Annotated in this window: 16 protein-coding genes and 1 pseudogene; 6 read left to right on the forward strand and 11 right to left on the reverse strand. The window is 71.4% G+C overall.

Features of this window, described 5'->3' with window-relative positions:
• Window positions 1-4: 4 nt before the first annotated feature.
• Together NQU54_RS13915 and NQU54_RS13920 are read right to left on the reverse strand one after the other, a co-directional pair.
• Complete coding sequence (locus NQU54_RS13915; protein WP_257631346.1) at window positions 5-2,350, reverse strand: glycoside hydrolase family 65 protein; 2,346 nt, start codon at window positions 2,348-2,350, stop codon at window positions 5-7.
• On the reverse strand, window positions 2,347-3,090 hold the full coding sequence (locus NQU54_RS13920; RefSeq protein ID WP_257631347.1) for an HAD family hydrolase: 744 nt from the start codon (window positions 3,088-3,090) through the stop codon (window positions 2,347-2,349). The genes NQU54_RS13915 and NQU54_RS13920 overlap by 4 nt, the downstream gene beginning before the upstream one ends.
• Window positions 3,091-3,129: 39 nt before the next feature.
• Between NQU54_RS13920 and NQU54_RS13925 the strand changes: the two genes are divergently transcribed.
• Window positions 3,130-3,582, forward strand: a complete 453-nt coding sequence (locus NQU54_RS13925) for a hypothetical protein (protein WP_257631348.1) — start codon at window positions 3,130-3,132, stop codon at window positions 3,580-3,582.
• Here the strand turns inward: NQU54_RS13925 and NQU54_RS13930 are convergent.
• Window positions 3,569-4,468 (reverse strand): Gfo/Idh/MocA family protein, encoded by a 900-nt coding sequence (locus NQU54_RS13930; protein ID WP_257631349.1) that lies wholly within the window; start codon window positions 4,466-4,468, stop codon window positions 3,569-3,571. The genes NQU54_RS13925 and NQU54_RS13930 overlap by 14 nt on opposite strands.
• A gap of 56 nt (window positions 4,469-4,524) precedes the next feature.
• Window positions 4,525-4,758, reverse strand: a complete 234-nt coding sequence (locus NQU54_RS13935; RefSeq protein WP_257631350.1) for a hypothetical protein — start codon at window positions 4,756-4,758, stop codon at window positions 4,525-4,527.
• A 55-nt stretch (window positions 4,759-4,813) separates the two neighbouring features.
• Here NQU54_RS13935 and NQU54_RS13940 point away from each other — a divergent pair, with 55 nt between their 5' ends.
• The 3 genes from NQU54_RS13940 to NQU54_RS13950 all read left to right on the forward strand — a co-directional run bounded on the left by NQU54_RS13940 (window position 4,814) and on the right by NQU54_RS13950 (window position 7,992).
• Window positions 4,814-6,064: a YncE family protein gene (locus tag NQU54_RS13940; RefSeq protein WP_257631351.1), complete on the forward strand. Its 1,251-nt coding sequence runs from the start codon at window positions 4,814-4,816 to the stop codon at window positions 6,062-6,064.
• An 80-nt stretch (window positions 6,065-6,144) separates the two neighbouring features.
• Window positions 6,145-6,648 (forward strand): MarR family winged helix-turn-helix transcriptional regulator, encoded by a 504-nt coding sequence (locus NQU54_RS13945; protein ID WP_257631352.1) that lies wholly within the window; start codon window positions 6,145-6,147, stop codon window positions 6,646-6,648.
• Window positions 6,649-6,720: 72 nt separating this feature from the next.
• Window positions 6,721-7,992 (forward strand): MFS transporter, encoded by a 1,272-nt coding sequence (locus NQU54_RS13950; protein ID WP_079153630.1) that lies wholly within the window; start codon window positions 6,721-6,723, stop codon window positions 7,990-7,992.
• 134 nt (window positions 7,993-8,126) lie between these two features.
• On the opposite strand, the gene NQU54_RS13955 is transcribed toward NQU54_RS13950, so the two are convergent.
• The 3 genes from NQU54_RS13955 to NQU54_RS13965 all read right to left on the reverse strand — a co-directional run bounded on the left by NQU54_RS13955 (window position 8,127) and on the right by NQU54_RS13965 (window position 9,810).
• Entirely contained in the window at window positions 8,127-8,504 is a 378-nt protein-coding gene (locus NQU54_RS13955; RefSeq protein WP_069871618.1) for a toxin Doc, read from the reverse strand.
• Window positions 8,505-8,506: 2 nt separating this feature from the next.
• Entirely contained in the window at window positions 8,507-8,746 is a 240-nt protein-coding gene (locus NQU54_RS13960) for a hypothetical protein (protein WP_069871789.1), read from the reverse strand.
• A gap of 89 nt (window positions 8,747-8,835) precedes the next feature.
• Complete coding sequence (locus tag NQU54_RS13965) at window positions 8,836-9,810, reverse strand: carbon-nitrogen hydrolase family protein (RefSeq protein WP_257631353.1); 975 nt, start codon at window positions 9,808-9,810, stop codon at window positions 8,836-8,838.
• A 236-nt stretch (window positions 9,811-10,046) separates the two neighbouring features.
• On the opposite strand from NQU54_RS13965, the pseudogene manD reads away from it, so the two are divergent.
• Window positions 10,047-11,287, forward strand: a pseudogene (manD, locus tag NQU54_RS50070) (D-mannonate dehydratase ManD).
• Window positions 11,288-11,327: 40 nt separating this feature from the next.
• Window positions 11,328-12,311: an aldo/keto reductase gene (locus NQU54_RS13975; protein WP_257631354.1), complete on the forward strand. Its 984-nt coding sequence runs from the start codon at window positions 11,328-11,330 to the stop codon at window positions 12,309-12,311.
• Window positions 12,312-12,327: 16 nt separating this feature from the next.
• Here the strand turns inward: NQU54_RS13975 and NQU54_RS13980 are convergent, their stop codons facing one another.
• From NQU54_RS13980 to NQU54_RS13995, 4 genes are all read right to left on the reverse strand, one after another.
• Window positions 12,328-14,274, reverse strand: a complete 1,947-nt coding sequence (locus NQU54_RS13980; protein WP_257631355.1) for a cellulase family glycosylhydrolase — start codon at window positions 14,272-14,274, stop codon at window positions 12,328-12,330.
• A gap of 88 nt (window positions 14,275-14,362) precedes the next feature.
• Window positions 14,363-15,817 carry an FG-GAP and VCBS repeat-containing protein gene (locus NQU54_RS13985; RefSeq protein ID WP_257631356.1) on the reverse strand — a complete coding sequence of 485 codons (1,455 nt, stop codon included), beginning with the start codon at window positions 15,815-15,817 and terminating at the stop codon, window positions 14,363-14,365.
• Window positions 15,818-15,913: 96 nt separating this feature from the next.
• Window positions 15,914-17,008 (reverse strand): CobW family GTP-binding protein, encoded by a 1,095-nt coding sequence (locus NQU54_RS13990; protein ID WP_257631357.1) that lies wholly within the window; start codon window positions 17,006-17,008, stop codon window positions 15,914-15,916.
• Window positions 17,009-17,205: 197 nt separating this feature from the next.
• Complete coding sequence (locus NQU54_RS13995) at window positions 17,206-18,213, reverse strand: aldo/keto reductase (protein ID WP_069871605.1); 1,008 nt, start codon at window positions 18,211-18,213, stop codon at window positions 17,206-17,208.
• Between the last annotated feature and the right edge of the window lie 11 nt (window positions 18,214-18,224).

Raw genomic sequence — 18,224 nt, forward strand, 5'->3', positions numbered from 1 at the left:
CGCCTCAGGCGCGGCGGTTCGGGCGGCGGCCGGGCGGCTGATGGGGTTCGGGGCGTGCCGTCAGCTCGTCGATGTCGCAGATCTGCGATGTCTTCTCGGAGACGGTGATCGGCCGCCCGTAGTGCCGGATCTCCAAGGGGGCGCCCTCGGCCAGGGAGTAGGTGGCACAGCGGGGGGTGATCTCCACGCGCAGCTTGCGGCCCAGCACCTGCACGGTGAAGGCGAGCCGGGCCAGCTTCTCGGGCAGCTTGGGCGAGAACTCCAGCCCGCCGTCGCGCTGCCGCATCCCGCCGAACCCGGCGACCAGGGCGATCCAGGTGCCGGCGAGCGAGGCGATGTGCAGACCGTCGCGGGTGTTGTGCTCCAGATCCCTCAGGTCCATCAGGGCCGCCTCGCCCAAGTAGTCGTAGGCGAGCCGCAGATGGCCGACCTCGGCGGCCATGACGGCCTGGGCGCATGCGGAGAGGGAGGAGTCCCGGACCGTCAGCCGTTCGTAGTAGTCGAAGTTGCGGGCCTTCTGCTCCTCGGTGAAGCACTCGCCGCGCAGATACATCGCCAGCACCAGGTCGGCCTGTTTGACCACCTGTTTGCGGTACATCTCGAAGTACGGGAAGTGGAGCATCAGCGGGTACTGGTCCGGGCGCGTGCCCTGGAAGTCCCACTCCTGGTGGCCGGTGAAGTCCGTGGACTGCTCATGGACGCCCAGCGACTTGTTGTACGGGACCGACATGGACTCGGCGGCGTCCCGCCAGGCGGCGGACTCCTCGTCGTCGACGCCCAGTTCGGAGCTCTTCTCCGGGTGGCGTTCGACGATGTCCGCGGCGGCCCGCAGGTTCGACTGGGCCATGAGGTTGGTGTAGACGTTGTCGTCGGCGATGGCGCTGTACTCGTCGGGGCCGGTCACCCCGTCGATGTGGAAGCGGCCGTGGTGGTCGTGGTGGCCGAGGGAGCGCCACAGCCGGGCGGTCTCCACCAGCAGTTCCACGGCCGTCTCGCGCTCGAAGTAGTCGTCGCCGGTGGCGGCGACATAGCGCACCACCGCGTCCGCCACATCGGCGTTGACGTGGAAGGCCGCGGTGCCGGCCGGCCAGTAGGCGGAGCATTCCGAGCCGTCGATGGTGCGCCAGGGGAAGGCGGCGCCGTCGTGGTTCAGCTGCCGGGCCCGGTCCCGGGCGGCGGGCAGGATGGACTGGCGCCAGCGCAGCGCCTCGGCCACGGACTCGGGGAAGGTGTAGGTGAGCAGGGGCAGTACGAAGGTGTCGGTGTCCCAGAAGGAGTGGCCGTCGTAGCCGGAGCCGGTGAGGCCCTTGGCGGGGATGGCCCGTTCCTCGGCGCGGGCACCGGCCTGTACGACGTGGAAGAGGGCGAAGCGCACGGCCTGCTGGATCTCGGCGTCCCCCTCGACCTCGACATCGGCGCGGGACCAGAAGTCCTCCAGCCATTCGCGCTGCTGGTCCACCAGCCCGCGCCAGCCGGTGCTGGCGGCCCCGGCGAGCGCGGCCTCGACCTGGTCGCGTACGGCGGGCAGCGAGCGGGCGCCGGACCAGCCGTAGGCCACCAGCTTCTCCAGCCGCAGGACCTGGCCCGGCTCCAGCACCGAGGTGACGGTCAGCCGGGCGACGTCGTCGGCGCTCTCGCTGGCGTGGCGGGTCGGGGGCGGTCCGGTGATCAGGTGGTCGGCGGCGGCCGCGACCCGCAGCCCGCTGGCGTCGGTGCAGTGGATCAGCCGCAGCCGCTTGTCGTCGGCGGCGTTCTCCTCGGGCTTCAGCGGGGACTCCAGAGCCTCGGCCACCCGGGGGTCGCCGGCGCGCTCGGGAAGCTGCTCGTTGGCGACCAGTTCGGACTGGACGACGACGCGGATCCTGGCGTCGAGCGCCTCCACCTCGTAGGCGATGGCGGCGATGGCCCGCTGGGTGAGGGAGACCAGCCGGGTGGAGCGGACCCGCACACCGATACCGGAGGGGGAGGTCCATTCGCAGGTGCGGTGCAGCAGTCCGCCGCGCAGATCGAGCACGCGCTCATGGGAGCGCAGCCGTCCGTAGCGCAGATCGAAGGGCTCGTCGTCCACCAGCAGCCGGATGATCTTGCCATTGGTGATGTTGATCATGGTCTGGCCGGCCTCGGGGTAGCCGTATCCGGCCTCGGCGTAAGGCAGGGGACGCCGTTCGTACACACCGTTGAGATAGGAGCCGGGGAGCCCGTGGGGCTCCCCCTCGTCGAGATTGGCGCGCCAGCCGACATGCCCGTTGGAGAGCGCGAAGACCGATTCGCTCTGGGGCAGCAGATCGAGCCGGAGATCGGTCTCCCGCAGCGCCCAGGGGTCGACGGCGTACGAGGCATCGGTGATCACGAATCGTCCTCCAGCAGCTCGGCGAGATCCTCGACCACGATGTCGGCGCCGTGTGCGCGCAGCGCGTCGGCCTGCCCCACGCGGTCCACGCCGACGACACAGCCGAAGTGCCCGGAGCGGCCGGCCTCCATGCCGGCCAGGGCGTCCTCGAAGACGGCGGCGGCCTCGGGCCCGGTGTCCAGCTCCCGTCCGGCCTCCAGGAAGGTGTCCGGGTGCGGTTTGCCGGGCAGCTTGCGCTCGGCGGCGACCACACCGTCGATCCGCACCTCGAAGAGGTCCTCGATACCGGCGGCGATCAGCACATCGCGGCAGTTGGCGCTGGAGGAGACGACCGCGGTCCGCAGCCCCTCGGCGCGTACGGCGGCCACGAAGCGCACCGACCCCGGGTACGCCTCGACTCCCTCCTTGCGGATCTTCTCCAGGACCAGGATGTTCTTACGGTTGCCCAGGCCGTACACGGTGTCCTTGTCGGGCGGGTCGTCCGGCTCGCCGTCGGGGAGGTCGATGCCCCGGGAGGCCAGGAAGGTGCGCACCCCGTCGGCGCGTGGACGGCCGTCCACGTACTCGTCGTAGTCGCGGGCCGAGTCGAAGGGACGGAAGGAGGCGCCGTCGCGCCGCCGCAGGAACTCGTCGAACATCTGCTTCCACGCCGCCGCGTGCACCACCGCGGTCCGGGTCAGCACACCATCGAGGTCGAAAAGGCAGGCCCGCACGCCGTCGGGCAGGCAGAGCTTGGTCATGGCCCCCGATTCCCCCGGGAACGCCGGAGTATGCGGCCCATGGGGACGGGATCCGGACCTTCCGCCACTCGGCGCGGCAGGACGGTCACGCAGCGCCGGACGGCGGCAACCGAGCTCGGCGGCGCGGCCACCCGGCCCGGCACGACGGTCACTCGGCGCCGGACAACGGCAACCCGCCCCGGCACGACGGCCACCCGGCGGCGCCATACGGCGGCCACCCCGCGCGGCACAGCGGCCACCCGGCTCTACACGGCGGCCACTCGGCAGCGTCGCAACCGCGACCACCCGACTCGGCACGACGGTCACTCGGCGCCGGACAACGGCAACCTGGCCCGGCACGACGGCCACCCGGCGGCACCGCACGACGGCCACCCCGCACGGCACCACGACCACCCGGCGTCGCACCGCGGCCACCCCGCGCCGCGCCGCGACCGCCCGCGCGGCACCGGGGGGCCACCTCGCGCCGCGTGGTGGTCGCTCAGCGCGGGGTGACGGTGTGCCCCTCGTGGCGGGAGCGGTCGGCGGCCTCCAGAACGGCGACGACCTCGCGGGCGAACCGTACGTCGCAGGGGTCGGGCGCGCCGCCGTCGCGGGCGCCGCTCAGCAGCCGGTCGACGGCCGTGGCGAAGGCCGCCACCGCGGTGGTCCCCGCCTCGGGGACCACCGCGATCCCGCGCTCGCCGTAGAAGTCGCAGGAGAAGCCCTGGGCGGCGGGCCGGGCGTCGAGGGTGAGGGCGAGCGTGCCGATGGCGCCGGACTGGTGGCGCAGCAGCACATGCGCGGCGCCGCGCGGCCCGTCGAGGGCGGTGACCTCGGCCACCGGGCCGAGGACCGGGAGCAGGACGGACAGGGAGTGCGGGCCGACGTCCCACAGTCCGCCGCGCTCCCGCCGCCAGCGGGATTCGCCGTAGCGGCCGCCGGGCTGGAAGATCGAGGCGAAGGCGGTGGCACGGCCGCCGTCCCAGCCGCCGGCCGCCGCGGTCTCCTCGATGAAGGTCTCGACGGGTGCCGCGAAGCGGTTGGTGAAGAACACGACCGAGGCCAGCGCGCGCTCGTCCACGGCGCGCACGATCCGGTCGGCCTCCTCGGTGGTGAACGCGAGCGGCTTGTCCAGGAGCAGATGGCGCCCGGCCAGCGCGGCCCGCTCGGCGAGGCCGCTCTGGATGTCCGGCGGGAGGGCGATGGCGACCGCGTCCACGTCGGCGATCAGCGCGTCGGCGTCCGGGTAGGCGCGGGTGCCCCAGCGGTCCGCCAGCGCCTTCGCCTTCTCCGGATCGCGCCCCCAGATCCCGGCCAGTTCGGCCACGGGGTGGGCGGCGAGCGCCGCCGCGTGGGTCTCGGCCGCCCAGTGTCCGGTGCCCAGCACTCCGAACCGCACTGTCCGTCCCCCTCCGCACGGAGCCCCGGGGTGTTCCCCGGGCGTCGGCGGCGATCCTACGCCCGTACGGCCCGGCCGCTCAGGCCCGGTGGACGGATCTTCGCGCCCGTGACATCGGCGGCCGAGGCCGCGGGGCCGACGGCGTCCGGCGCGGGGCGCACACAACCCAGCGGGTCCTGGCAGCGCGGGCCCGTGAAGATCCGCTGGACGGGGCCGATGGTGGTGTCCTCCTCCCCCGCTCGGCCGCGGGCGGATGCCGGTGGGCCGGGGCGGTGCCAGGGTGAGGCCACGGCCGGCCGCGGTGCGGGTGCCGGCCGATGCCCACCCTCACCGCTGGAGGACCCCGTGGCCCGTGGCTCGTCCCGCCCCCTCTCCAGCGCGTACCGGCGGCGCGCCACGGTCCGGGCCGCGGTGGCCCTGCTGCTGTGCGGGGCCGTGGTGCCGGCCTGCGCCTCCTCCAGCGAGCACAAGCCCGGCGGGGCGGAGTCGGCGGCGGCGCGGGAGAGCGCTCTGAAGGCGTCGGCCGCGGCGAAGAGGAAGGCCGAGAAGAAGGCCGAGCAGGCCCGGTTGCTGCCGGGGATGCCGCCTCCGCTGGACCCGCATGACCTCTACGCGGCCGACCGGCCGGGGATGCTGTCCCGGACGGTGAAGGACTATCCGTCACGGGTGTATGTGCCCAATACGCTCTCGGACACGGTGAGCGTGATCGATCCGAAGAAGTTCAAGGTCATCCGCACCATCCAGGTGGGCCATCAGCCGCAGCACGTGGTGCCCTCGTGGGATCTGAAGACGCTGTGGATCAACAACGATCTGGGCAACTCCCTCACCCCCATCAACCCCGCCAACGGGCGGGTCGGCCGCCCGGTGGCGGTGCATGACCCGTACAACCTCTACTTCACCCCGGACGGCAAGTACGCCGTGGTGATGGCCTCCAAGGACCGGGCGCTGGTCTTCCGGGACGCCCACAGCATGAAGGTGGTCAAGTCGGTGCCGGCCAACTGCTACGGCGTCAACCACGCCGACTTCTCGCCCGACGGGCGCTACTTCATCGTCTCGTGCGAGTTCTCCGGTGAGCTGCTGAAGGTGGACACGGCGAGGAAGAAGGTGGTCGCCAAGCAGCGGCTGCCGATCGCCGGGGCCATGCCGCAGGACGTCAAGATCTCGCCCAACGGCAAGACGTGGTACATCGCCGACATGGTGGCGAACGGGCTGTGGGTGCTCAACGGCGACACCTTCGGCAAACCGCGGCTGCTGCCCACCGGCAAGGGCACGCACGGCCTCTACGTCAGCCGCGACTCCCGTTCGATGTACGTCTCCAACCGCGGTGAGGGCACCATCTCGGTGCTGTCCTTCAAGACCGGCAAGGTGACGCGGAAGTGGCGGCTCCCCGGCGGCGGCAGCCCCGACATGGGCGGGGTGTCCGACGACGGCAAGGTGCTGTGGCTCTCGGGCCGGTACAACGCCGAGGTCTACGCGATCGACACCCACAGCGGCCGGCTGCGCGCCCGGATCCCGGTCGGTGGCGGCCCGCACGGGCTCGCGGTCTACCCCCAGCCCGGCCGCTACTCCCTCGGGCACACCGGAATCTTCCGCTGAGGCGATGGCGGCCATGGGCGCCCATGCGCGACGGCCACCTGCATAGCCTGCCTATATAGAGGCATGATATAAAACTAGATGTGGAATACACTCAGCAGTCCGGACCCCGGGAACCCGACACCCCCGCGGCCCGTGAAGAGGTCGCGGAGGCGCTGGAGCAGCTGGCGTTCCTCGCGGTGCGCCATCTGACCAACCGGGACATCAGCTTCACCGCGGCCTCGACCCTCGGCCGGCTCAGCCGGGAGGGCCCGTCCCGGCTGACGGCCCTGGCCTCCGACGAGGGTGTCACCCAGCCCTCGATGACCCAGCTGATCCAGCGGCTTGAGCGGCAGGGTCTGGTGACCCGGGTCGACGATCCGCACGACGGGCGGGTGGTGCTGGTGGCGATCACCGACAGCGGGCGGGAGCTGCTCGCCGAGCGGCGCCGCGGCCGTACGGACCGGCTCGCCGAACTGCTGGCCACCCTCTCCCCCGAGGACGAACAGGCACTCGCCACCGCCGTCCGCGCCGCCACCCCCGCCTTCCAGCGGCTGGTCGAGAACGCGGCACGGGCGCGGAAGGCCCCGGGGACCACCGCTTCCTGAATCAACCGGCACCCTGCCGCGCCACGGCTCGCCATGTCGTCACGGCTCGGGCCCTGAACCACGGAGCATCATTTGTCCGCTCATCCCAGCGCCCCCAACCCCTTCAAGCAGCCGAAGGCCGTATGGGCGGTCGCCTTCGCCTGTGTGATCTCCTTCATGGGCATCGGCCTCGTGGATCCGATCCTGCCCTCCCTCTCCGCCAAACTGCATGCCACGCCGAGCCAGGTGTCGTTGCTGTTCACCAGCTATCTGGTGGTCACCGCGGTCGCCATGCTGCTCACCGGGTTCGTCTCCAGCCGCATCGGCGCCAAGCGCACCCTGGTGGCCGGTCTGGTGCTCATCGTGCTCTTCAGCGCGGCGGCCGGGGCGTCCGGCAGCATCGACGGGATCGTCGGCTTCCGCGCCGGATGGGGCCTGGGCAACGCCCTGTTCATCGCCACCTCGCTCGCCGTGATCGTCGGCTCGGCCAGCGGTGGCTTCGCCGGCGCGATCATCCTCTACGAGACCGCGCTGGGCATCGGCATCGCGATCGGGCCGCTGCTGGGCGGTGAGCTCGGCGCGATCAGCTGGCGCGGGCCGTTCTTCGGTGTGGCGGTCCTGATGGCCATCGCACTGATAGCGACCATCGTGCTGGTCCAGCCCACCCCGACCCCGGCGCGCAAGGCTTCGATCGCCGACCCGATCAAGGCGCTGCGCCACCGCGGGCTGCTCACCATGGGGCTGACCGCGCTCTGCTACAACTGGGGCTTCTTCACGGTGCTGGGCTATGCGCCGTTCCCCATGGACCTGGGCACCCATGAGCTGGGCTATGTCTTCACCGGCTGGGGTCTGCTCGTGGCCTTCTTCTCGGTCTTCGGCGCCCCCTGGCTACAGGCGCGGCTGGGCATAGCCCGCTCCCTGTATCTGAATCTGGCGCTGTTCGCGCTCGACATCCTCGTCATCGGCCTCTTCACCGACTCCACGACGACGCTGATCGTGGCGGTGATCGTGGCCGGCGCCTTCATCGGGATCAACAACACCATCACCACCCAGGCGGTGATGACCGTCGCCCCCGTGGAGCGGCCCGTGGCCTCCGCCTCCTACGGTTTCGTCCGCTTCATCGGCGGCGGTCTGGCACCGTACGCGGCGGGCAAGATCGCCGAGCACAGCGGGGTGCATCTGCCCTTCTACATCGGGGCTGCGGCGGTCGCGCTGGGCATCGGTGTCCTGGCCACCGGGCATTCGCTGCTCGCCGAGGCCGAGCGCGTCCAGGCGGCGGAGGCGGCCGGTCACACCCCGGCCGAGGAGCGGCGGGAGACGCTGGAGAAGCAGGCGCTGGCCGAGGAGCTCGGCTCGGCCGGGTGACGGGAGGGACGGGCCCCGGGCCGGCACACACGGCGACGTCGACCGAGCCGCCGAGGCCCGGGGCCCATCCGTACACCCCTCAGGTCACATCCCTCAGACCACACCCCTCAGATCCGCATGCCCCTCAGATCCGTTCAGATCCGCCAGGAGCGGATGTTGCTGGCCGCGTCGAAGACATCGGCCTTGCTGGAGAGGATGTCGCGGACCAGGTCGATCAGCGCCCCGTACGGCGGGTCGATGCCCTCGCCCGAGGCGTGCATATAGGCGACCGCGGTCGCGGCCGCGAATCGCGCGTTGCTCGCCGGGAGCGGTTTGAGCAGCGCGATGGTGTGCAGCAGGGCCGCGGCCCGCCACGCGGGGTCGGGGTCGACACCCAGGCGCGGCGGGTCGACGCGGTGGCGGGCGACGGCCGCCACCAGACCCGAGAAGTCCGAGATGGCCGGCTGTTCCGGCATGACCTCCTCATGGCGCTGGAGCAGCCAGGGGACGTCGATATGCAGCAGCGGCACCATGGTCAGGCGGCCTGCCCCGGTCGGCGGTGCTCATCGTCGGGGAACGCGTCCGCGAAGGCGTCGGCATTGTCCGCGAAGAACCGCCGGAAGACTTCGGCACCCTCCTGTAGAGCGCGGTGACGCGCGATGTCGGCCACGGTCGCCTCCCGGACAAGGGCCTTCATCGTCGTACCGCGCTCCTTGGCGATCTGACGGAGGTCCTCCAGTTCTCGATCGCTGAATTCCACGTTGAGTGCTGACATGCGGGACACCCTACTCAGCAGGTACCCCGTCAGCAATCGCCGCAGCTCAGATCATGTTTTTGTAGGTACTTGACAAACCTTTCAAGCCATTACGGACGGCCGCGGCCGGGGACCGGAGCACCATCGGGCCCCACCCGGACAAATGGGTCGCGCACCTCGCGGTCCGTCAGGTTCCGGTACGCGGCGGGGCGTCGGAAGGCGTCCCCCCACGCCTCCCGGCGCCGGTAGTCGCGCAGTGCGTCGAGGTCGAAGACCGCCGGATAGACCCCCTCGGCCTCGCCCGCCTCGACCACCAGGGTGTCCCGCGACCGCCCGTTGGCGAAGGCGACACCGTCGTGGGCGACGGAGTGGCCCCAGCCGGGACCGGCGTAGTTGGCCATGGCCATACCGGTCATGTTCTCCCCGGCGCGGGAGCGGAACTGGGAGAGCCGGTTGATCTCCAGCTCGCAGGCGTTCGGGGTGAGGACGATCTCCGCCCCGGCGAGCATCAGGGCGCGGGCGCTCTCCGGGAACTCCCGGTCGTAGCAGATCATCGCCCCCGTCATCACCTCGCCCACCGCCGTGTCCAGGGCGCACACCTCGAACCCCTCTCCCGGGGTCAGCCCGGCCTCGGGCAGGTCGAAGGCGCAGGTGTGCACCTTGGCGTAGGTCAGGACCAGACGGCCGTGCCGGTCGATGAGGGAGAGGGTGTTGCGCGGCGGTCCGTCCCAGCGCTCCAGGTAGGTGAGCGCGATGGCCATCTCGAGCTCGGCGGCCAGCTCACGGAAGTGGATGACGAAGGGCGAGTCGCGGGTGATCGGCTCGCCGAGCCAGACGGACTCGGGCCGCGGCGCGCCCGAGGTGCGGGCGCCGTCCCACAGCGACGGATGGCGGTAGACGTCGCCGTCGTCCGAGCCGTCCGGGATGGCGACGCTGTAGCCGTTGCTCCACATCTCCGGGAAGAGCGCGATATCGGCGCCCATGGCCCCGGCCCGGCGGCAGGCCGCCTCGCCGAGGGCGAGGTTCCTGGCCGGATCGGGTCCGGGCCGGGCGAGTTGGAGCAGGGCGACGGTGAGGGTGGTCATGGCGAATTCCTCCTTCGGTACCTGATGACATGTGGGCGGCGCTGCGAAGGAGGCGTCCCGGCGGGCCCCGGGGGCGGGGCGAGCGTCAAAGCATGCCGCCACGCTACTCGCGGGCGGGGTGGCTCGGCGAGGGGCCGTCGCGTCCGGATCCCGGTGGCGGGAAGCGGGTAGAGCTGCCCGTATGGCGTGATCGCCGATAGGACCGGCCAGGAACACCAAGGGGAATGGGGCATGCGGTGAGGATCGAGTCGGCCGAGGTCGTCGTCACCAGTCCGGGGCGCAATTTCGTCACCCTGCGCATCGCCACCGAGGACGGTGTCACGGGTCTGGGGGACGCCACGCTCAACGGCCGTGAGCTGGCCGTCGCCTCGTATCTGCGGGACCACGTGGTGCCGCTGCTGCTCGACCGGGACGCCTCGCGCATCGAGGACACCTGGCAGTACCTGTACCGCGGGGCGTACTGGCGGCGCGGGCCGGTGACCATGGCCGCCATCGCGGCCGTCGACACCGCGCTGTGGGACATCAAGGCCAAGGCCGCCGGGATGCCGCTGTACCAGCTGCTGGGCGGGGCGTCGCGCACCGGGGCGCTGGCCTACGGGCACGCCTCCGGCCGGGACGTCCCCGAGCTGCTGGACTCCATACGCGCCCATCTGGAGCGGGGCTATCGCGCGATCCGTATCCAGACCGGCATCCCCGGGCTGGACTCGGTCTACGGGGTGGCCGCCTCCAGCGCGGGCGGCGGGGAGCGCTACGACTACGAACCCGCGCGCCGGGGACGGGCCCGCGGGTGCTGCCCGCCGAGGAGAGCTGGGACACCCGGGCCTATCTGCGCCATGTGCCGACGGTATTCGAGGCCGTACGGGAGGAGTTCGGCCCGGAGCTGCCACTGCTGCACGACGGTCACCACCGGATGACGCCCATCCAGGCGGCCCGGCTCGGCAAGACGCTGGAGCCCTACGACCTGTTCTGGCTGGAGGACGCCACGCCCGGCGAGGACCAGGCCGCGCTGCGGCTCATCCGGCAGCACACCACCACCCCGCTGGCCATCGGCGAGGTCTTCAACCACGTCCACGACTACACCACCCTGCTGAGCGAGCGCCTGATCGACTATGTGCGCTCGGCGGTGACCCACACCGGCGGGATCACGGCCATGCGCAAACTGCTGGATTTCGCCGCGGTCTACGGGATCAAGTCCGGAATCCACGGCCCGACCGACATCTCCCCGGTGGGCATGGCCGCGGCGCTCCACCTCGATCTGGCCATCCACAACTTCGGCATACAGGAGTACATGCCGCACACCGCGGACACGCTGGAGGTCTTCCGCACCTCCTTCCGCTTCGAGGACGGGCTGCTGCACCCGTCCGACACCCCAGGCCTGGGCGTGGAGCTGGACACCGAGGCCGCCGAGAGGTTTCCCTACCAGCCCGCCTATCTGCCGGTGAACCGACTCGTGGACGGCACGGTGCACGACTGGTGAGCAGAGGTACGGTGAGCGTCGTAGTAGGAGAAGAGGGAGCATGGAGCAGCGTGAGTTCGGTCGGCTCGGCCGGAAGGTCTCGGTCGTGGGCCTGGGAACCTGGCAGCTGGGCGCGGACTGGGGCGAGGTCGACGAGCGGGACGCCCTGACCGTGCTGGAGGCGGCCGTCGAAGCCGGCGTGACGTTCTTCGACACCGCCGATGTGTACGGGGACGGGCGCAGCGAGCAGCTCATCGGGCGGTTCCTGCGGGAGCGCCCGGACGCCGGGATCTTCGTGGCCACCAAGATGGGGCGGCGGATGCCGCAGCTGGCGGAGAACTACTCCCTGGACAACTTCCGCGCGTGGACCGACCGCTCGCGGGCCAACCTGGGCGTGGACGTCCTGGATCTGGTGCAGCTGCACTGCCCGCCGTCCTCGGTGCACTCCTCGGAGGCGGTCTTCGACGCGCTGGACACACTGGTGGCCGAGGAGCGCGTGGCGGCGTACGGGGTGAGCGTCGAGACGTGTGCGGAGGCGCTGGCGGCGATCGCGCATCCGGGGACGGCGAGTGTGCAGATCATCCTCAACCCGTTCCGGCTCAAGCCGCTGGAGGGGGTCGTACCGGCGGCGCGGGAGGCCGGTGTGGGGATCATCGCGCGGGTGCCGCTGGCGTCCGGTCTGCTGTCCGGGAAGTACACCAAGGACACCGTCTTCGCCGAGAACGACCACCGCACCTTCAACCGGCACGGTGAGATGTTCGACCAGGGCGAGACGTTCTCGGGCGTGGGCTTCGAGGAGGGCGTCGAGGCGGCGGTGGAGTTCGCGGAGCTGGCCCCGCGGGGAGCCACTCCCGCGCAGACGGCGCTGCGGTGGATCGTCCAGCAGCCGGGCGTGACCTCGGTCATCCCGGGGGCGCGTTCGCCCGAGCAGGCTCGGGCGAACGCGGCCGCGGCGGGGCTGCCCCCGCTGCCGGACACCACGCTGGACGCCGTCGGCGATCTGTACGACCGGCGGCTTCGGGCCCAGGTGCACCACCGCTGGTAGCGGTGGCGCGAGGGGCTCAGAAACCGGCGTCCGCCGCCCACCGCGCGAGTTCGCGCCGGGCGGCGGCGCGCAGCTCCGCCGAGGGGGCGGCGGTGCCGTCGGCGATCAGCGCGTAGTGCACGGTGCCGGTGCCCTCGCCGGCCGGGGCCGAGAGCACCAGCCGGTGCGCGCCGGTGTCGCCGGGCTCCGCGGCGGTGGCGATGGGGTGGTCGGCGGTGTGGCCGTGCGCGGTGTACACGGGCGGCCCGGTGACGGTGCCCAGGTCGGAGACGACGGTGGTCAGGGCGGGGTCGAAGTCGCGGGGCAGACGCAGTTCGGTGGGCGCCCCGGTGCCGCCGCCGGAGCGCCACACCAGCATGCCGTAGCGGCCGGAGCCGGTGAGCTCGGCCACGTTCGGCAGGGTGCCGGGGACGCGGTCCCAGCCGAGCGTGGTGGAGCCGTCGCGTGAGCGGTCCTCGAAGGTGAAGGCGAGGGTGCGGCCCTCGACGGCGCGCGGATAGAGCCGGTCCAGCAGCCGTGCGTCCTGGCGCAGCCCGGCGCCACCGGAGTCGTCGAGGCGGACGGCCGAGAGGTCCTCGCCGTTCCAGGCGTCGCCCTCGGTGAGGGTCTTGCCGGTGTTGCCGTTCATGGCCTCGTGGTGGCGGCCGCTGTAGATGTCCCACTGCCACTGGGTGGAGGAGAGCACGGCGCCGGAGGCGGCCGGGCGGGTCCACCAGGTGGCGCCGGGGAGGCGGGAGTCGAGCGCCTGGTACATGCCCTTGACGACGGTGGGGGCCTTGTCAGAGGTGAAGCCGGTCAGCGGATGGCCGAACTCGCTCATGACGGCGGGCAGGTCAAGGGCGGTGGCGCGGTCGCGCAGGGTGCCGAAGTCGCCCGAGTACTGGCCGTCGCCCGCCTTGCCGGGCATGAAGACGCCGGAGATGGCCTTCTGGTCGTAGTAGTGGGTGTTGAAGACATAGCCGGGGCCGGGCCTTCCCGCGTCGAGGAGTCCGCCCTCCTGGCGCTGGAAGTCCAGATTGGAGTTCCAGAACATATTGGGCTCCACGAAGGCGGGCTTGTCCCGCCAGCCCGCGGCGTCCATACGGGCGCGGAACTTCTCGTAGAAGGGCCACAGCAAGCTCTTCTCCCAGGTGCGGCTGTTCTGGCCGTCGTCGTACGCGCCCGCGTAGGGCTCGTTGAGCGGGTCGAAGCCGACGACGCGGGTGAACTGGTCGTCGGTGAGGTGCCGGGAGAGATAGGTCATGGTCTTCTCGGCGGTGGCCAGGAAGGCGTCCCGGACCCGGACGGTGCCCGCGCCGGTGGTCAGGGCGCGGTTGCGCCAGAAGTCGCGGGTGGCGTTCATGACCGCCTGGTTCTGGGTGATGTTCTGGCCCCAGTGGACGCAGATGCCGCAGGACTCCCTGGGATATCCGCCCGCGTCGATCACCCATTTCGGGGCGCCGTCGCCGCTGTACCAGCTGTCCTTGTGGAAGAGGTGGCCGGAGTACAGGTCCTGGTGGAAGTCGGGGAAGACCCGGATCCCGGCGTCCAGGAACGCCTTCATCTGTGCGGTGGCCTTCTCCAGATAGGCGGTGTCCACCTGGCCGGGCTCCGGCTCGGCATGGGCCCAGGAGAGCAGGAAGCGCACCGCGTTGGCCCCGGTCAGATGGCGCATGGCGGCCGCGGATTTCCTGGCGTCGTCGGTGGTGGCGAACGGAAGCCCGCCGTTCTCCTCCAGCTTGGTCTCGCCGGACACGTTGAAACCGCGCAGCACGACCTCGCGGCCGTGGCCGTCGGCGAACCGGGTGCCGTCCACGGCCACCTGGTCCGCCGCCCGGCCGTCGAACCAGGGCGCCTCGGCCGCGGCCGCCGGAGTGCCCGGGGCCGCGGCCGCCGCCAGCAGAGACACGGCCACCCCGAGCAGCCGGGTGCGGCCCGGTCGGCGGCGGCCGATCCGTATCCCTCGTGTCACATGAGCCAGCATGGACCTACCGTCCAGTAAACCTAAGGGCCCGTCAACTACTCGTCAACCACCCGCGTACGGAGTCCCGTTCAGCCGCCTGGCGATACGGTCACCCCTGGAATCCGTGGCCCAGGGACGCACCGGCCTCCGGCGCCCCGAGGGAGTCGGGCCCGAAGGAGACGACGCCATTGGTGGTCAGGCCGCCCGCCTGGCCGCGCAGCACCCATGCCGCACCGCTGGTGGAGTGGGCGCCGTCCTCGTCGGGGGCGCCCACGGCCAGGTCGTCCTTGCCGTCGCCGTCGGTGTCGGCGAGCCGGACCGCCGCGCCGAAGTGGTCGCCCGCCTCCGCGACACCGGGGACACCGGCGGTGTCCTGGGTGAACGCCTGGGCTCCGGTGCCGGACAGCCCGCCCCGGCCGCCGTAGAGCTGGACGACGCTGCCCGCCTCGTCCTGGCCGGCCTCCAGGTCCTCGTACGGGATGCCGACGGCGACGTCCGCGTAGCCGTCGCCGTTGACGTCGCCGGCGCTGAGCGAGTAGCCGAACTGGTCGCCGTCCTCGTTGACGCCGGGGACGCCCGCGGTGTTCTGGTCGATGGTCGTGGTGCGGGTGGTGCTCGGCCCCGACGCGGTGCCGTAGAGGACCTTGAGGGTGCCGTGGTCGTACGGCAGGTTCTCGATGACGTCGCCGGGGACGGTGCGCAGGATCAGATCGCCGTGGCCGTCCTTGTCGACGTCGCCGATGGCCGCGGAGGCGGCGTCGGTCAGATCGGCCGCCTTCTGCGACAGTCCCTGGGCGTCGCCCTTGAAGAACAGGCTGGACTGGGACATCTCCTCGAAGGCGTGGGTGGAGACGAGGTCGTCCTTGCCGTCGCCGGTGATGTCGCCCGCGGTCAGAGAGGTCGGCGCGTCGAACCTGCCGGTGTCGGAGAAGGAGCTGCCCGCGTCCTTGCCGTCACGGGTGAACGGGCCGAGCCGGACGCGCACTCCGGTCTTCTCGTCGTCCGGGCCCTCGCCGGTGGTGACCACATCGGCCAGGTCGGCGTGGCCGTCGCCGTTGAAGTCGCCGCCCGCGATGACGCTGTCGCCCCAGTGGTCGCCGTTGCCCGCGGGCAGCTGGGTGGCGTCGGCGAGGCCGTTCGCCGACCCCCACAGGACCGTGACGGCCGGGGACCTGCCCGTCTGGACGGCCAGATCGGTGTAGCCGTCGCCGTCGAGGTCGCGGGCGACGGTATGGGCCCCGAAGTAGGCCGAGTCGGCGGGATCGCCGGGGACGCCCTCGGTCGCCTGGCTGATGACCTGGCGGTGGGCGGTGTCCGCGCCGGAGGCGGAGCCGTAGACCACGGCGACGTAGCCGGCCTTGGCCTTGCCGCCCACCGTGCCGGTGGGGGCGGAGACGGCGAGGTCGGCGCGTCCGTCCTTGTTGAAGTCGGCCTTCGGGGCGGAGGCCGCGGCGGTGCGGGCCTCGGCGGCGCCCGCGGAGGGGGCGCCGAGCACGGCGGGGGTGGTCACGAGTGCGGCCACCGTCGCGCAGCGCAGAACGGTGGTGAGGGAACGGGGGCGCACAAATCCTCCTGCTCGTTGATGAGCGTTTACCTCATGTACACCCAGCAGGACCAGTGACACCGCCTCAGGGTTGCACCGCCGATTCCAGAGATTTCCCTAGTCCGCCTCGTCCACATAGCGGAGCACGCCCATCATGTGCGTCTCGTCGACCTCTTCCTCAGCGGCCGCCACGCATTCGACCAGCCGCTTGGTGAGGGTCTCGGCGTCGATCCCGGTGCCGATCAGCACCAGTTGGGTGGTGCGGGGCGCATCGCGCTCCCAGGGCGACGGCTCGAAGCGGAGATACGAGCCGACCGCGTGCAGCCCGAACCTGTGCTCGGCCCCCGCGCCCGCGAAGTGGAGGAATCCCTTGGCGCGGTAAAGGCCCGCCGGGCGGCTGTCGAGGAACTCCATCAGCCGACGGGGATGGAGCGGCTCGGCCGAGGTGAACTCCACGCTCTCGTACGCGGCGTGGGGGTGGTGGCCGTGGTCGTGGCCGTCGGCGCACTCATCGGCGGCGCTTCCGTCGGCAGCACATCCGCCGTCGTCGGACGCGTCGTCGGCGTACACATCGGCGAACGACAGCTGCCGGAAGCGTTCCCCGGAGGTCTCACGGGGCCGGTGGTCGATGAGCAGGGCGGCGTCGACACGTCCGTGTGCGGCGGTCAGCACCGGGACACCTGGGGCGACCTCCTCGATGGTCTCCAGGAGACGCCGCCGCTCGTCCTCGGCGATACGGTCGGTCTTGTTGAGCACGATCAGGTCCGCCGCGCGGAGGTGACGATCGAGCTCGGGGTGGCGGATGCGGGTGTCGGGAAACTCCGCGGCGTCCACGACCTCCACCAGGCCGCCGTAGACGATCCGTTCATTGGTGCTGGACAGCAGCGCACGGATCATGCTCTGCGGTTCGGCGAGGCCGCTTGCCTCGATCACCACGACATCGATGCGCAGCTCCGGATCGGTGAGCCGCTCGAGCATCTCGTCCATCTCGGAGGCGTCCGCCGCACAGCACAGACAGCCGTTCTCGATCGGGATCATCGAATCGACCTGCCCGGCGACGGCCATGGCGTCGATGTTGATGGATCCGAAGTCATTGACGATGACGCCGATCCGGGTGTCCGAGCTGTCCCGCATCAGATGGTTGAGCATCGTCGTCTTCCCGGAGCCCAGAAAACCCGTGACGAGAATGACCGGAATCCGTTGTGTGGCCAAGGTTGCGTCTCCGTGCGGCGGCTCATGGTGGTCTCGGGGGACCGCTCATGTTATCCGGCCATGGACCGGGCCGATCACCTTCCGCGGACTCCGGCACTCCCCCGGGCCCGGCTCGCCCCTCATGGGCGAACCGTGGCCCGCCGCGCCGGACGCGGCGGGCCTCAGGTCATCCGTGTGGGTCCCGGGGCCGGGGCCCGTCAGGGGATCTCGACCCCCGCCTCCGCCGAGAGCCGGTCGATCTCGGCCAGCTCGGCGTCGGTGAAGGCGGGGGCGTCCAGCACCGCGACGTTCTGCTCCAGCTGGGCGACGCTGCTGGCGCCGATCAGCACCGAGACCACCCGGGGGTCCCGCAGCACCCATGCGAGCGCCAGCTGGGCGAGGGTCTGGCCGCGCCCCTCGGCGAGCTTGTTGAGGGCGTGCAGCAGGGCCAGCCGCTCCTCGGTGAGCGCCTCGCGCTTGAGGAAGTGGCCGAGCGCCATGCGTGAATCGGCCGGCACCCCGTGCAGATAGCGGTCGGTGAGCTGACCCTGCGCCAGCGGCGAGAAGGCGATGACGCCGACGCCCGCCTCGGCGGACGCCTGGAGCACCCCGCCCTCGACCCCGCGCTGGAGGATCGAGTACGGGTACTGGTTGATCAGGTACGGGGTGCGCAGCTCCTTCAGGATCGCCGCGGCCTCGGCGATCGCCTCCGGAGGGTAGTTGGAGATGCCCGCGTAGAGCGCCTTGCCCTGCCGCACCGCGCTGTCGAGGGCGCCCATCGTCTCCTCGAGCGGGGTGTCCGGGTCGAAGCGGTGGGAGTAGAAGACATCGACGTAGTCCAGTCCCATCCGGGACAGCGACTGGTCGAGGCTGGCGAGGACGTACTTGCGCGAACCCCATTCCCCGTACGGCCCCGGCCACATGAGGTGTCCGGCCTTGGAGGCGATGAAGAGCTCATCGCGATAGGGGCGGAAGTCCTGGGCGAAGATCGAGCCGAAGTTGGCCTCGGCGCTGCCGGGCGGCGGACCGTAGTTGTTGGCCAGATCGATATGGGTGACGCCGAGGTCGAAGGCGCGGCGCAGCACCGCGCGCTGGGTCTCCAGGGGGTGGGTGTCGCCGAAGTTGTGCCACAGGCCGAGCGAGACCTTCGGGAGCAGCACACCGCTGCGTCCGCAGCGCTGGTACTGCATCGAGTCGTAGCGGTTCTCGGCGGCGAGGTGGACCATGGGCGTCGTCC

This window comes from Streptomyces malaysiensis subsp. samsunensis, assembly GCF_024519315.1.
GTDB classification, from domain to species: Bacteria; Actinomycetota; Actinomycetes; order Streptomycetales; family Streptomycetaceae; genus Streptomyces; species Streptomyces malaysiensis.